We start from the raw sequence: 14,133 nt of genomic DNA, 5'->3' as shown, positions 1-14,133 counted from the left end.
TACGGTCGCGGTCGGACCAATCGGGCACCGCCCCGGACGGCGTCCGCACCACCGCGGCCGACCACCGCAAACCCGATGCGCCCGTGCGAGGTTCCGTGACAGCATGGCGGAATGGACGCGCGGACGCTCACTAACGGCACGGTGTGGCTGTCCCCGCCGACCGCCCTGGATATCGACGACATCACCGCGTGCTGCCAACAACCCTCGGTCGGCCGCTGGACCACCATGCCGGTCCCCTACATCCGCGCCGACGCCGAGAAGTTCATCTACGACATGGTCACCCCCGGCTGGGCCGACCGCAGCCCCACCTGGGCACTGCGCCTGGGTGAACACGCTCCGGTCGTCGGCATGATCGGCCTGGGCCCGATTGATTCACGCCGCGACCACAATTCGGCCGAAATAGGTTTCTGGCTCTCCGCCGAAGTCCGCGGCCGCGGCCTCATGACCCAGGCCGTGCACCTCGCCTGCGAGGCCGCCTTCGCCCCCGGCTGGCTCACCCTGGACCGCATCGAATGGCGCGCCATAGTCGGCAACCACGCCTCCGCCGCCGTAGCCCGCCGCGCGGGCTTCCACTACGAGGGCCTACTCCGCAGCGGCTGCGTCCAGCGCGGCACCCGCCTCGACAGCTGGATAGCCGCCCGACTCCGCACCGATCCCCCCGCCCCCGCCCCCACCTGGCCCGCGGGAATCTGACCCCCATCTCAAGCAACACCACCCCCGTCATCCCAAGCAACACCACCCACCCAAGCAGCACTACCCCCGTCATTCCAAGCAGCACTACCCCCGTCATCCCAAGCAGCACTACCCCCGTCATCCCGGCATGCTTTTGGCCGGGATCCACACCTGCTGCCGGACAACAGGTTTCAGTGGATCCCGGCCAAAAACGCGCCGGGAAGACAAGGGTTTGCGTTCGGGTTCGGGACGTGCCCGAGCGGTTCGATCCGGTCGCGCGTCCGCGCGGTAAGGGTCGATCCGGGCAGGCGGCCGCACCGGGAGGGTTCCGGCCCGACACCGGAACCCGCTCTCCCGCAGGCTATTTCAGCCAGGCTAGGTCAGCCGCGCGCCGCGCGACGGGCCGCTACCGCATCGGCCAGCACATCGAGCTGGGTGGCGGTGACATCCCAGTCCAGGCAGGCGTCGGTGATGGACTGGCCGTAGGTGAGGGTTTCCGGGTGGCCGAGGGTGAGGTCCTGGCGGCCCGCGACCAGGAAGCTCTCCATCATCAGGCCGACGACGGTGTCCTCACCGGCGGCGATGCGGCCCGCGATATCGGTGACCACATCGACCTGCTTGTTGTGGTCCTTATTGCTGTTGCCATGCGAGGCGTCGACCACCAGGCGCTGCGCCAGCGACGACTTCTCCAGGCGGATAAGGGCTTCCGCGCAGGAGTCGGCGTCGAAGTTGGTGCCGTTGCTGCCGCCGCGCAGGATGACGTGGCAGTCCGGGTTGCCCGCGGTGCGGATGAGCGCGGAACGCCCGTCCAGATCGGTGCCGGGGAAGACGTGGCTGGCCGCCGCGGCGCGCACGCCGTCGACCGCGACCTGCACATCGCCGTCGGTGCCGTTCTTGATGCCGACCGGCATGGACAGCGCGCTCGACAGCTGCCGGTGCACCTGGCTGGCGGCGGTGCGCGCGCCGATGGCGCCGTAGGACACCAGATCCGCGATGTACTGCGGGGTGATCGGATCGAGGAATTCGACCGCCACTGGCAGACCCAGCCCGGTGATGTCGAGCAGCAGTTCGCGGCCGACGTTCAGTCCGGTGTTGATGTCGAAGCTGCCGTCCAGGTGCGGATCGTTGATCAGGCCCTTCCACCCGAGCGTGGTGCGCGGCTTCTCGAAGTAGACGCGCATCACCACGTGCAGCCGGTCGCCGAGCTCGGCGGCCTTGGCGGCGAGCTTGCGGGCGTACTCCATGGCGGCGGCGGTGTCGTGCACCGAGCACGGTCCGACGATCACCATCAGGCGGTCGTCCTCGCCATTGAGCACCTCGACGGTGGCCTTGCGGCCCGCCCGCACGGTATCGGCGAGCGCATCGTCGAGCGGGTAGTCGCCGCGCACCTCGGCCGGCGAGCGCAAGGGGCTCACGCTGAGAGTGCGCTGGTCATCGAGATCGGCATGCCGGGGATCGAGATCGGCAGCGGTAGTCATGTTCGTGGGTTCCTTTTCTCAGGCCGACCCACGGGGATTTCTGACTGTGAACCCCTCGGAGCCGGTCTGTTCATCCGGCTCGGGGTGGAGAAGGTCAGCGCAGGTTCGCGCCGCCGAGCCCACCCGGGGCCGGCTGGCTAAACCAGAAATACACGCGCTGCATGCCCGGCACAGTATCAGAGATGACGGAAATTGCGTGTGGCAGCCGACACACAGTGGGATGCCGTCCCATCGACTGGGACGGCATTCGGGAAAATCGCCCGCTCGGAACCTGATTGCCGAGCCGTAGCTAGCGCGCGATGTAGTGCAGGATCACATCGTGCACATGCCGCGTCTTCTCATCGCCGCGGAACTCGACCTCGTAGTTGTTGTGCCCGGTGCTGATCACGATGTGCCCGGAGGAGAAGAACTGTCCGGCGAACGATTTATTGGTGATCACGCTGACGCTGCTGATCCGCGCGTACGGAATGCTCGTGATGGCGATCTTCTTCCCCACGAACGAGTTGTCCTGAATGATCACGCGCCGATCGGTGAGCCCCAGGAATCCGGTGCCGACCCCGATGGCGTCGTACACCGCCAGGATCGTCTCACCCTGAAGCAGCCCCTGCTGAATCTTCTCCAGCTGATCGCGCCGGTCGAAGGGAATGCTCACCGCTACCGCCGCGGGAACGCGTAGCTGACCTTGGTCAGCTGTTCGGACAGTTCCCACAGCCGCCGCGCGGTGACCTCGTCGCGGGAGGCGGCGGTGGAGCCGCTGGGCCCGGGATTGCCGCGCAGGCCGCGCAATCCGGTCGGGCCGTAGAATCCGCCCGGCCGCACCTCGGCGGCGGTGGCGGCGAAAAGGCTTGGCAGCGCGCCCATTTCGGCGCTCTGCGCGAAGAGCCGGTTACCGGCCGCCAGGAAGTAATCCTGGAACGATTCGGTCTTGCCCTGCAATTCGGTCGCGGCGTAGCCCGGATGCGCGGCCAGCGACAGCTTCGATGAGCCTGCCGCGGTCAGCCTGCGCTGTAATTCGTAGGCGAACATGAGATTCGCCAGCTTGGACTGCCCGTACGCGAGCCAGCGCTGATAGCGGCGATGCTCCCAGTTCAGATCCGCCAGATCGATCTTGCCCATGGCGTGCATCCCGCTGGAGAGGGTGACGATGCGATCGCTCACCTTGTCCAGCAGCAGCCCGGTCAGCGCGAAATGGCCGAGATGGTTTGTGCCGATCTGCATTTCGAAGCCGTCGGCGGTGCGCTTGAGCGGTACCGCCATCAGGCCCGCGTTGTTGATGAGCACATCGGCGGCCTCGACCGAATCGGCGAATTCGCGCACCGAGGCCAGATCGGCCAGGTCGAGTCGCCGCACCTGCACGTTCTTACCGATGCTGTCGGCCACCGAGCGCGCCTTGACCTCATTGCGGCAGGCCATGATCACCTGCGCCCCGGCCTCGGCGAGGGCTCGCGCGGTGACCGCGCCCAGCCCGCTGTTGGCGCCGGTCACGATGATCGTGCGGCCGGCCTGATCCGGGATGTCGGCTATGCCCCAACCACTCACGAGGTCGAGTCTAGGGGCGCGCGCGCCCGCCCGCCGGATCTCGCCACCAACCGGCCCGTGCCCGAAATTCGCCATACGTTCGCGGAACAATTCGGAACGGCGGCGTGTCCGAGTCCGTTTGATAGGCCCTGACCAGGCAAAGCGGTAGCGTCCGCGGCTATGGACACGCTCATACTCGCGGGTTTGCTATGCGTGCTGTACCTGATTCTCAAACAGAGTTCGCGGCGCGCGATTCTGACCGGCTGGTGGATCGCGGCGATCGCCTGCGGCGTACTGCTGAAGCTGCACATCACCAGCAGCCTCGGATTGGGGCTGACATGGTGACCGATACCGCACCCGGAACCGTGGAAAGCCGTGGCGGAGTACTGAATCAGCTGCAATTCTGGCTGGCGCTGATCTTCATGGTCGGCTGGGCCGGGGTGATCTGCGGCGGTCTCGGCTTCCAATTCGTGAACTGGGAGTACCCGTGCCCGCTGTGCATGCTGCAGCGCTACTTCATGATGCTGGCCGCGCTCGGCGGCGCGTACATCGTGCGCAAGGGCATGACCGGCACCATCGCGCCGCGCGATTACGCGGTCGGCTGGGGTATGGCGATCGTGGCCTGTTTCGGCGGCGGTTTCACCGCGTGGCGGCAGACCATGCTGCACATCCTGCCGGGCGATCCCGGCTACATGGGCGCGGTGTTCGGCCTGCACCTGTACGTGTGGGCGTGGATTCTGTTCGTCGCCGCCATCACGACAATCGGTGTGGTGCTGACGTTTTCGTACGCGACGTCGACCACGACGATTCCGGCTCGGCCGCATCGGATGGCCGGGCAGCTGGCCTTCGGCTTCCTCGCGCTGGTGATCATCGTGAATCTGGTGGCGACGTTCTTCCTGGAGGGCTTCCACTGGAAGCTGCCCGATGATCCGGCCTGTTATCAGCTGCCGCACGATCTCGGCATCCTCGACCGCGGATGCGAGCTGCCCGGCACTCACTGATTGAGATAGGGTTGCCTAACCTTCATAAAGCAACCCTTACTCCCAGAGGCTCAGCATCGTGACATCGCTATCGACCGCACGCGACCACCGCGACGGCTTCGTCCCCTTCCCCGCCGAACTCGCCGAAAGCTACCGGCAGGCCGGATATTGGGCCGGCCGCCCGCTCGGCGAACTGCTCCGCGACGCGGCGCAGCAGTGGCCCGACCGCATCGCCCTGCTCGGCGATCCGGGCACGCCAGGGGCGGGCGCGACCTACGCCGATCTGGACACCGCCGCCGATCGCATGGCGCACGGACTGCTGAAACTCGGCCTGGTGCCCGGTGATCGAGTCGTGGTGCAGCTGCCCAATGTGCTCGAATTCGTGCCGGTGCTGTTCGGACTGCTGCGCGCGGGCATCATTCCGGTGCTCACCCTGCCCGCGCATCGGCGTGCCGAGATCGAGCATCTCACCCGGCTCTCGGGTGCGGTCGCGTACGTGATCGCGGACAGGGCAGGCGATTTCGACTATCGCGCGCTCGCCCATCAGGTGTGCGCCGCCGTGCCCACGCTGCGGCATGTGCTGGTGCTCGGCGATCCCGGCGCGTTCACCGATCTGCATTCGGTGCCCACCCCGGGCGGTGCGCTGCCCGAGGTCGATGCCACCGATATCGCGCTGATGCTGGTCTCGGGCGGCACCACCGGCCTGCCCAAGCTGATCGCGCGCACGCACGACGACTACTACTACAACGCCACCGCCAGCGCCGCGGTGTGCGAACTGCGCCCCGAGGACGTCTACCTCGCGACATTGCCCGTGGCGCACAACTTTCCGCTGAGCTGCCCCGGCATTCTGGGCACCATCGCCACCGGCGGCGGCATGGTGTTCGTCACCGATCCGAGCCCGGAGCACGCCTTCGCCGCCATCGAACGACACGGCGTGACGGTCACCGCCGTGGTGCCGCCGCTGGCCCAATTGTGGACCGCGGCAGTGGAATGGGAGGAGGCCGATCTCGCCAGCCTGCGCCTGCTCCAGGTCGGCGGCGCGCGCCTGGCGGAGGTCAACGCGCGAGAAGTGCGGCCCGCCTTGAATGTTCAGCTCCAGCAGGTGTTCGGCATGGCGGAAGGACTGCTCAACTACACCCGCTTCGAGGACTCCGACGAGATCGTCTGCACCACCCAGGGGCGACCGCTCTCCCCCGCCGACGAGGTGCGCGTGGTGGATGCCGAGGGCAATGACGTCGCCGACGGCGAGGAGGGTGAGCTGCTCACCCGCGGCCCGTACACGCTGCGCGGCTACTACCGTGCGCCGGAACACAATTCGCGCGCCTTCACCCCCGACGGCTTCTATCGCAGCGGTGATCTGGTGCGCCGCCTGCCCAGCGGGCACCTCATGGTCTCGGGCCGTATCAAGGACGTCATCAACCGCGGCGGCGAGAACATCTCCTGTGATGAGCTCGAAGAGCATCTGCTCGCCTATCCGGGCGTCCGGCACGCGGCCGCCGTCGGGCTGCCCGATGACGTACTCGGCGAAAGAGTCTGCGCCGTACTGGTTGTCGAGGCGGATATGCCGACCCTGGCCGAGATCAAGACCTTCCTGACCGAACGCGGCCTGGCCACCTACAAGCTGCCGGATGTATTGCGGCAGAACGACATCCTGCCCATCACCGCCGTCGGCAAGATCGACAAGAAGGCGCTGCGCGCCGCCCACTGAGGCACGCGGGAGCATGGATTCGCGGTGACCGCACCCGGGGTACCGGAGATCGGGCGCATTGGGCATGTGCACTTCGTCACCGCGTTTCCGCAGGACACGCGGACACCGGCATCATAGGGTTCATCTATGGGTGGGTGGAATACGTCGAATATCCCGGACCTGACCGGTAAGACCTACATCGTGACCGGTGCGACCAGCGGGCTGGGCGCGTCCACCGCACGCGGTCTCGCCGAGGCGGGCGCGATGGTGATCATGGCCTGCCGCAATGAGATCAAGGCGCACGAGGTCGCCAAGACCATCCGGGGCAAAACGCAGATCCGGGTGCTGGACCTCGCCGATCTGGCCTCGGTGCGCGCCTTCGCCGATACCGTCGATCACGCGCACGGGCTGATCAACAACGCCGGTGTGATGGCCGTGCCGTACGGCCACACCGTCGACGGTTTCGAAACGCAGATCGGCACAAACTTTCTCGGCCACTTCGCGCTCACCGGCCTACTGCTGGACCGCATTTCCGAACGCGTGGTGAACGTCTCCAGCATCACGCACTACATCGGCCGCATCGATCTGGAAGACCTGAACTGGGAGCGCCGCGCGTACTCCCGCTTCGGGGCCTACGCGCAGACCAAACTCGCGGTGCTGATGTTCACCTACGAACTCCAGCGGCGACTACTCGCGGCCGGATCGGCCAAACTCGCGCTGGCGGCGCATCCCGGCTACGCCGCCACCGAGATCAACTCCAAAACCCAGAACCTGCTGGAGCAGATCATCGATCTGGGCAATCGGCTGATCGCGCAGAACGCCGATATGGGCGCGCTGCCAACGCTTTTCGCCGCCACCGCGCCCGAGGCGGAGCCCGCTGGCTACTACGGGCCGGCTCACTTCAATTGGAGCGGTCATCCGGTCCGGGTCAGTTCCAATGCCGCCTCGCACGATGAGAAGGTCGCCGCCCAGCTCTGGGAGCTCGCGGAACGACTCACCGGCGTCGACTTCACGGTGCACCCGGACTGAACCCAAAAGCGGCACCCGGACTGAACACACTTCGAGCGGGAACCCACGGCACCGTCACTTGCCGTGAGTTCCCGCTCGATGAGTGGTGTGCGCAGCGACCCCGCCGCGCCTCGGATGAGCCACGCGCACACCACGTTCCACGATGTCGCGCATCACCTGATGAGCATGCTCGCCACCGCGTTACGCGGAGTACGCGTGCGTCATGTCATCCCAGGCTTTCGCACACACCACGTTTCGGAAGGCCGGCGATGCGGCCCCGGGTCCGTCCGGTCAGGCGCGCACCACGTAGGGCGCGACACTGCCGAGCTTTTCGCAGGTCTCCTCGAATTCGCGTTCCGGACGCGACTGGCCGACCACGCCCGCGCCCGCGCGCAGCCACGCACCGGAGCCGGTCTGGTAGACCGCGCGCAGCACCAGGGTGGCCTCCAGCGCGCCATCGGGGGAAATCGTCACCACGGCACCGGAATACAGGCCGCGGGCGTCATGGTCGAGGCGGAAGACCGCGTCGACACCGGCTGCCTTCGGAATGCCCGACGCCGTCACCGAGGGGAACAGGGTTTCCAGCGCGTCCCACGGACTGCGGTCCGCGGCGAGGCGGCCCTTGACCGTGGAGGCCAGGTGCTGCACACTGCCGCGTTCGCGCACGGCCATGAAATCCGAGACCGCGGTGGTGTCGGGTTCGGCGACCGCGGCGATCTCGGCGAACGAGGTCTGCACCGAGATCGCGTGCTCGACAATCTCTTTCGGATCGCTGATCAGGTCGGCGCGCGCCGCGGAGTCCACCGCGTCACCGCGGCCGAAGGCGCGGGTGCCCGCCAGCGGCTCGGTGGTGACGATGCGTTCACCGTCGACCGAGGCCACCAGTTCCGGGCTGAAGCCCGCCGCTTCCAGACCGCCCAGGCGCAGCAGGAACGAGCGCGCGGGCGTGTTGTTCATGCGGCCCAGCCGGTAGGAGTCCGGAATGTTCACCGCGAAGGGCAGATCCACCTTCCGCGACAGGATCACCTTCTGATACTTGCCGTCGTGGATCTCGGCGACACCGGCCGCCACCCGATCGGCGTACCCGGTCGGATCCACGGTCACGTCGACCGGATGCGCGACCGGCAGCGCACTGCCCTGGGCCGCGGCGATGAGTTCGTGGATATCGGCCGTCTCGGCGGGCGTCGCACCGGCGACCCGCACGCCGGAGGCGTCGATGCGCACCTCGATGCGCGGAATCATCAGGTGCGCCAGCGTGGCCCGCGGATGCACATGCGCGGTCGCGCCGAGCGACCAGGCGCAGAATTCGAATCCGATCCAGCCGTACGCGTTTCGCCGTCCCAGCGGAATTCCGGCCAGGGCGCGATCGACGGCCTGGGCCGGACTGCCTTCCCACGCACCGGAAGTCGTCTGTCCGTCCCAGCTCACCCGCAGCTCGTCCGCGTCGAGTTCGACGCCGCCGATCGGGTCGGCCGCGAACACCCACACACCGGGGCGCTCGTACACCACGTATTCGCCGAAGCGATCCGCCGCGGCCAGTGCGGCGACCGCTGCCACCGGATCGGTGACGTGCTCGCCCCATCGCTGCTCTTCGTCGAGCCGTACCCGTTCGTCCGTGGCCGCCACCAGTCCTCCAAGGTTATGCTTACCTAACTTATTGAGGGAGGTTAGCATTACCTTCCTTCAAATGGTCAACCCCGGCGGACGACCTCCGTCACACTCACCGAAACCCGCAGCACGATCGGGGAATTGGTCGGTCCGCAACCCCGCGGCCCCGCTTTCGGCTTCAATGGATTGCGGCGGCACACGTGCGGAGGTAACTACAGATGCTCGATCACGACAGTCGGCTCCCGGAGGCCGCCATCACCCCCGGGTCGGTGGTGGCGCTCGTCGACGCCGCCGGCCGGGTCGAACGCGAACTCATCGGCAATTGGCTCGCCGAGGGCGGTATCGCCCAGGAATACGGAACCGCCGCCCCCGTCACGCAATTGGATCTGGACGCCGACGCCGTCACCACCCGGCTGGTCGGGCGGCATGACGATCCCTTGGTGGTGCCGGTACGCGTGCTGTGGCTGCCACCCGAACGAGATGGCGTGCGGCGCACCAGCTTCGGTGATCTCATCACCCTCACCAATCCGCGCAAACCCAATCGCTTCATGCAGCGGCGACTGGTCACCAAGGCCCCCGACCGGCATCTGGTGCTCACCGGCGCACCCGCCCGGCTCAGCGAGCTGCGCGCCAATAATCCCGGCTCGATCGGCGCGCCGGAATCCTTCGCGCGCGCGATCGTGCGCGCGGGCACCGTCGCCCTCGAACGCGCCGAGCGCGCCGTCATCGGCGACCGCTACAAGGTGCCGCGCCTGGTGGTCGAGGAGATCCTGGACTCCCCCGAATTCCTGCGCCGCCTCGACGTCATCGCCGAACAGGCGGGCACCGCGCCGCGCGAGGTCTACCGGCGCGCGGAGAAGGGGCTGCGCGAACTCGTCGCCGCGCAGAGCCGTCTGGTGTCCGATCTCTTCACCCAGGCCATGCGGCCGGTGCACGCCTCCACCTGGAAGGTGGACGACGATCCGATCGGATTGGACCGGCTGCGCGCGCTCAATCGCCGGTATCCGCTGGTATTCCTGCCCTCGCACCGCTCCTATGTGGACGCCTTCGTGCTCGGGGATATTCTGGCGCGCAATGACTTTCCGCCCAATCATGTGGTCGGCGGGGCAAACCTGAAATTCTGGCCGATCGGGCCCATCGCCCGGCGTACCGGAACCGTATTCATTCGGCGCAGTTTCGGCGATGACGAGGTATACAAAGCGGTCGTCGAGGAATACTTCGCGTATCTGCTCGCCAAACGATTCAATCTCGAATGGTATTTCGAAGGCGGGCGCACCCGCACCGGCAAACTCCGGCCGCCCCGCTATGGATTGCTGAATTACCTTGCGTCGGCATTGCGTTCCGCGCGCATCGACGATGTGATGCTCATTCCGGTATCGATCACCTATGAGCGGCTCAATGAAATCGGGGCCATCGCCGATGAACAAACCGGCGGTATAAAACAGGCCGAGGGGCTCGCCTGGCTGGCCCGCTATGTTCGCAATCAACAGCATTCCGCCGGACACGTCTACATTCGCTTCGGCAGTCCGCTGTCCGCCCGCGATCGACTGGCGGCGCACGGCGATCCGCTGAAAATCCATGCGGCGCAGTCCGAGCCGGAACTCGAGGAGCTGGAGCACAAGGCGGTGCAGCGGCTCGCCTTCGAGGTCGCCGTCGGCATCAACGAGGTCACCCCGATCACCGTCAACGCCCTCACCACACTGGTGCTGCTCGGCGTGCACGAGCGCGCGCTCACCCGCGATGAACTGGGCAAAGCCATCTCGCCCGTGCTGACCTACATCGAGAACCGGGCACTGCCGCGCGGCGAACTGGAAACCCTGCGCGATGATCACGGCCTGGCCGTGGTGCTGGAACAGCTCGCCGTCGCCAAGGTCGTCACCGTATATCGCGGTGGCCTGGAACCGGTGTACTCGATCGGCGCGGGCGCGCATCTGGAGGCCGCCTTCTACCGCAACAGCGCCGTGCACTGGTTCGCCAACCGCGCCATCCTGGAACTGGCCATTCTCACCGCCGTCGAAGCACCCGAGGGCGATCAGTTGCGGGTCGGCTGGGAAGCCGCATACCGGCTGCGGGACCTGCTCAAATTCGAATTCTTCTTCCCCGAACGCGCCGAGTTCACCAGTCAGCTCACCGCAGAAATGCTGCGAGTGGATCCGGAGTGGCATCGCCGCACCGCCGCGGGCACGGTGGGCTCGGAAATCCTTGCGCACCTGGCAGAATCGGGTTTCATGATGGCGCACCGGGTACTGCGATCCTTCTTCGACGCACAACTCGTGGTCGCCGAACGACTGGCGGCGCGCGATCCCGCCGTCACCATCGACAAGAAGACGTTCACCGACGAATGTTTGCAGGTGGGCAAACAGATGCTGCTGCAACAGCGATTGCACAGCCCCGAATCGGTGTCCTCCGAATTATTCGGCAGCGCACTCAAACTCGCCGACAATCACGGCCTGCTCGAAGGTGACGATCCCGCCGAACTCGTCGATCGGCGCACCCGATTCGCCGCCGAACTGCGCGATATCAGCGCCCGCATCTCCCGCGCCGCCACCCTCGACCCGTCCAACCGGCTGGACGCGCTATGACACACCGGGCCTCCGGCGGCGAACTACTGGCCCCGGGCGTCGGCATCATCGAACAACCCATCGGCGCAATGGATCTGGACGAGGCGGTGGCGGCCATCCGCTCCGGGCCGCAGGGGCCGGGCGTGGCCGCGATCTTCGACTTCGGCGGGACCGTGATCAGCGGATTCAATCCGCCCGCCATCGTGAAACGCCTCATCCGCCGCGGCGGCGACAATGCCGTCAGCGCCGTCCTGCTCGGCAGCATCCGCGGTGCGCGCAGCGAAGGCGAATACGAACGCTTCCTGCAACAGGCCATGCACACCTGGGCGGGCGTCCCCGAAACCGAACTCGAGGAACTCGGTGCGCGACTGTTCCACAAGACCGTGCACGGACACCTCTACCCTGAAGCCTGGCGACTGGTGCGCGAGCACGAAACCGCCGGGCACACACTGCTGCTCGTCAGCTCGCTGACCAGGTATCAGGTGCAACCGGTCGCCGAGGAACTCGGCATACCCAACGTGCTGTGCACCACCATGGCGGTACAGGACGGCGTGCTCACCGGACACGTCGATGGAAAACCACTGTGGCGCAATGGCAAAGCCGACGCCGTGCGCAGGTTCGCCGCGACCCGCGGCATCGACCTCGCACAGAGCCGGGTGTACGCCGACAGCGCCGCCGACCTGCCACTACTCCAGCTGGCCGGACATCCGGTCGCGGTCAACCCGGACCCGCGAGTGGTGCTGGAGGCCGCCGAGAAGAGTTGGCCGGTACTGCATTTCCGGCCCCGGCAGGCACCGACACCCACCGACTACGCGCGCACCCTCTCCGGATTCGGGGCACTCGTCGGCGGCGCGCTGTTCGGCATCGCCGCCAAGGCGCACACCAAACAGCGCAGGCAGATGGCCGATTCCATGCTGACCGTCGCCGCCGACTCCACACTGCGCGGCACCGGCGTGCGGGTGCGCGTGGCCGGGGCCGAAAACGCCCGTGCGCCACGGCCCGCCGTGTTCATCTTCAATCATCAGAGCCAATTCGACATCGTGGTGATCGCCGAGGTGCTCGGCGAGGGCTTCACCGGTATCGCAAAGCAGGAAGTCGCCAACAATCCGCTGTTCGGGCCGCTCATGCGGTTCGTGGAAGTCACCTTCATCAACCGCGGGGACAGCGCGGCCGCCAGAGCCGCCCTGGAACCCGTCGTCGAAACCCTCAGGGGCGGACTGTCGGTCGTCATCGCCCCGGAGGGCACGCGCTCGCTCACGCCGCGCGTAGGGGCCTTCAAGAAGGGCGCGTTCCACATCGCCATCCAGGCCGGGGTGCCGATCATCCCCGTGGTGATCCGCAATGCGGGCGAAATCGCCTGGCGCAACTCGGCCGTCGTGCGCAAGGGCGTGGTGGATGTGGCCGTACTGCCGCCCATCGACGTCAGCGGCTGGGATCCGGCACATATGGACGACGAGGTGGCGGCGGTCCGTCAGCAGTTCGTGGACACCCTGCTGCACTGGCCCGAAAACGAGTGATCCCGCACCACGAGGTGGTGCGGGATCGAAGTCACGGTGTGCGACAGCGCGTCAGACGGCCTTGCCGAACAGCAGCTTCCACGGCATCAACGCCGATTCCAGCTGCACCTTCAGCGTCATCTTGGACGCGCCCTTGGTGCGCTCCTCGAAGCGGATCGGCACCTCGGCGATGGTGATGCCCTTCTTGACCGTCCGATAGTTCATCTCGACCTGGAACGAGTAACCGTTGCTCTTGATCGAGGACACATCGATGGCGCGCAGCGTATCGGCCTTCCACGCCTTGAAACCGGCGGTCGCGTCCTTGACGCCCAGGCGCAGAATCAGATTCACGTAGAAGTTGGCCCAGGCGGACAGCGCCTTGCGATGCCACTTCCACTCCTCGGCGGTGGAACCGCCGGGCACATAGCGGGATCCGAGCACCACGCCCGCGTCCGTGGTCTCCAACTTCTCCAGCATGGCCGGAATCACCTCGGCGGGATGCGAGAGATCGGCGTCCATCTGGATCACCACGTCCGCACCCTCGTCCAGGGCGCGGGTGATGCCCGCGATGTAGGCGCGGCCCAGACCGTCCTTCTCGGTGCGGTGCAGCACGCTCACCACATTGGGCAGGTCCACCGCCAGCTTGTCGGCCACCTCACCGGTGCCATCGGGTGAATTGTCATCCACCACCAGCACGTGCAGGTCGGCCACCGGTAGTGCGGTGAGTCGCTCCACCGCCACCGGAAGATTCTCCCGCTCGTTGTAGGTCGGCACCACAACGGTAACCTTCAAGACTCGCCCTCCCGCTCGATTCTCGCCCGTACGCGCCCCCGGCACGGGTGGGCACAACGTCGATTCTGCTCACGGAACTTTAGTTGATGTACCTGAGGTACACGTGAGCGCATAGGCCCGAGCGGCCAGTCCAGCGAGCCGTCCTCAGTCGTCGTCGGCGTCCGCGGCCTTGTTCCGCGCCTTCGCGATCTCCAAAGCCCTTTCGGCAGTTGCCTTATCAGGATACGGCCCCATCCGCCCACCCACCCAGCACTGCTTACCCTGCTCAGCCCGGTGATGATCGATGCAGTAGTACCACTGGTTGTCTTCATCAGCCATGCCTCCAGCATGGCA

At 66.7% G+C, this 14,133-nt stretch carries 13 protein-coding genes; 7 read left to right on the top strand and 6 right to left on the bottom strand.

The genetic code is table 11. The features are described 5' to 3' along the window. The first annotated feature begins 111 nt into the window (after window positions 1-111). Entirely contained in the window at window positions 112-693 is a 582-nt protein-coding gene (locus tag ACFC0O_RS27780) for a GNAT family N-acetyltransferase (protein ID WP_375962726.1), read from the top strand. 359 nt (window positions 694-1,052) lie between these two features. On the opposite strand, the gene ACFC0O_RS27775 is transcribed toward ACFC0O_RS27780, so the two are convergent. The 3 genes from ACFC0O_RS27775 to ACFC0O_RS27765 form a co-directional block, all read right to left on the bottom strand. Then, window positions 1,053-2,150 carry a 3-deoxy-7-phosphoheptulonate synthase gene (locus ACFC0O_RS27775; RefSeq protein WP_375962724.1) on the bottom strand — a complete coding sequence of 366 codons (1,098 nt, stop codon included), beginning with the start codon at window positions 2,148-2,150 and terminating at the stop codon, window positions 1,053-1,055. 289 nt (window positions 2,151-2,439) lie between these two features. Next, window positions 2,440-2,802, bottom strand: a complete 363-nt coding sequence (locus ACFC0O_RS27770) for a PH domain-containing protein (RefSeq protein WP_364641476.1) — start codon at window positions 2,800-2,802, stop codon at window positions 2,440-2,442. A 2-nt stretch (window positions 2,803-2,804) separates the two neighbouring features. After that, a complete protein-coding gene (locus ACFC0O_RS27765) occupies window positions 2,805-3,689 on the bottom strand; it encodes an oxidoreductase (RefSeq protein WP_375962721.1) in 885 nt (294 codons plus the stop codon). Between the two features lie 159 nt (window positions 3,690-3,848). On the opposite strand from ACFC0O_RS27765, the gene ACFC0O_RS27760 reads away from it, so the two are divergent. The 4 genes from ACFC0O_RS27760 to ACFC0O_RS27745 all read left to right on the top strand — a co-directional run bounded on the left by ACFC0O_RS27760 (window position 3,849) and on the right by ACFC0O_RS27745 (window position 7,364). After that, window positions 3,849-4,013: a DUF5993 family protein gene (locus tag ACFC0O_RS27760; RefSeq protein WP_375962719.1), complete on the top strand. Its 165-nt coding sequence runs from the start codon at window positions 3,849-3,851 to the stop codon at window positions 4,011-4,013. Beyond that, the gene (locus ACFC0O_RS27755) at window positions 4,007-4,669 is read left to right on the top strand and encodes a disulfide bond formation protein B (protein ID WP_375962717.1); all 663 of its coding nucleotides are present in this window, start codon (window positions 4,007-4,009) and stop codon (window positions 4,667-4,669) included. The genes ACFC0O_RS27760 and ACFC0O_RS27755 overlap by 7 nt, the downstream gene beginning before the upstream one ends. Before the next feature lie 58 nt (window positions 4,670-4,727). Continuing rightward, a complete protein-coding gene (locus tag ACFC0O_RS27750) occupies window positions 4,728-6,356 on the top strand; it encodes a (2,3-dihydroxybenzoyl)adenylate synthase (RefSeq protein WP_375962713.1) in 1,629 nt (542 codons plus the stop codon). Between the two features lie 126 nt (window positions 6,357-6,482). Further along, window positions 6,483-7,364, top strand: a complete 882-nt coding sequence (locus tag ACFC0O_RS27745; protein ID WP_375962711.1) for an oxidoreductase — start codon at window positions 6,483-6,485, stop codon at window positions 7,362-7,364. Between the two features lie 270 nt (window positions 7,365-7,634). Here the strand turns inward: ACFC0O_RS27745 and ACFC0O_RS27740 are convergent, their stop codons facing one another. Next, window positions 7,635-8,969 (bottom strand): salicylate synthase, encoded by a 1,335-nt coding sequence (locus tag ACFC0O_RS27740; RefSeq protein ID WP_375962708.1) that lies wholly within the window; start codon window positions 8,967-8,969, stop codon window positions 7,635-7,637. A 200-nt stretch (window positions 8,970-9,169) separates the two neighbouring features. Between ACFC0O_RS27740 and ACFC0O_RS27735 the strand changes: the two genes are divergently transcribed. Both ACFC0O_RS27735 and ACFC0O_RS27730 read left to right on the top strand, forming a co-directional pair. Next, on the top strand, window positions 9,170-11,533 hold the full coding sequence (locus ACFC0O_RS27735) for a glycerol-3-phosphate 1-O-acyltransferase (protein ID WP_375962706.1): 2,364 nt from the start codon (window positions 9,170-9,172) through the stop codon (window positions 11,531-11,533). Beyond that, complete coding sequence (locus ACFC0O_RS27730) at window positions 11,530-13,029, top strand: HAD-IB family hydrolase (protein WP_375962704.1); 1,500 nt, start codon at window positions 11,530-11,532, stop codon at window positions 13,027-13,029. Before ACFC0O_RS27735 ends, ACFC0O_RS27730 begins: the two co-directional genes overlap by 4 nt. Window positions 13,030-13,080: 51 nt before the next feature. Here the strand turns inward: ACFC0O_RS27730 and ACFC0O_RS27725 are convergent, their stop codons facing one another. Further along, the gene (locus ACFC0O_RS27725; protein ID WP_364641800.1) at window positions 13,081-13,782 is read right to left on the bottom strand and encodes a polyprenol monophosphomannose synthase; all 702 of its coding nucleotides are present in this window, start codon (window positions 13,780-13,782) and stop codon (window positions 13,081-13,083) included. Between the two features lie 162 nt (window positions 13,783-13,944). Continuing rightward, the gene (locus ACFC0O_RS27720; RefSeq protein ID WP_364641503.1) at window positions 13,945-14,118 is read right to left on the bottom strand and encodes a hypothetical protein; all 174 of its coding nucleotides are present in this window, start codon (window positions 14,116-14,118) and stop codon (window positions 13,945-13,947) included. Window positions 14,119-14,133 lie beyond the last annotated feature (15 nt).

This window comes from Nocardia sp. NPDC056100 (genome assembly GCF_042266325.1).
Taxonomy (GTDB): domain Bacteria; phylum Actinomycetota; class Actinomycetes; order Mycobacteriales; family Mycobacteriaceae; genus Nocardia.
Note: the sequence above shows the minus strand (reverse complement) of the source record. Positions and strands in the feature narration are given on the sequence as shown.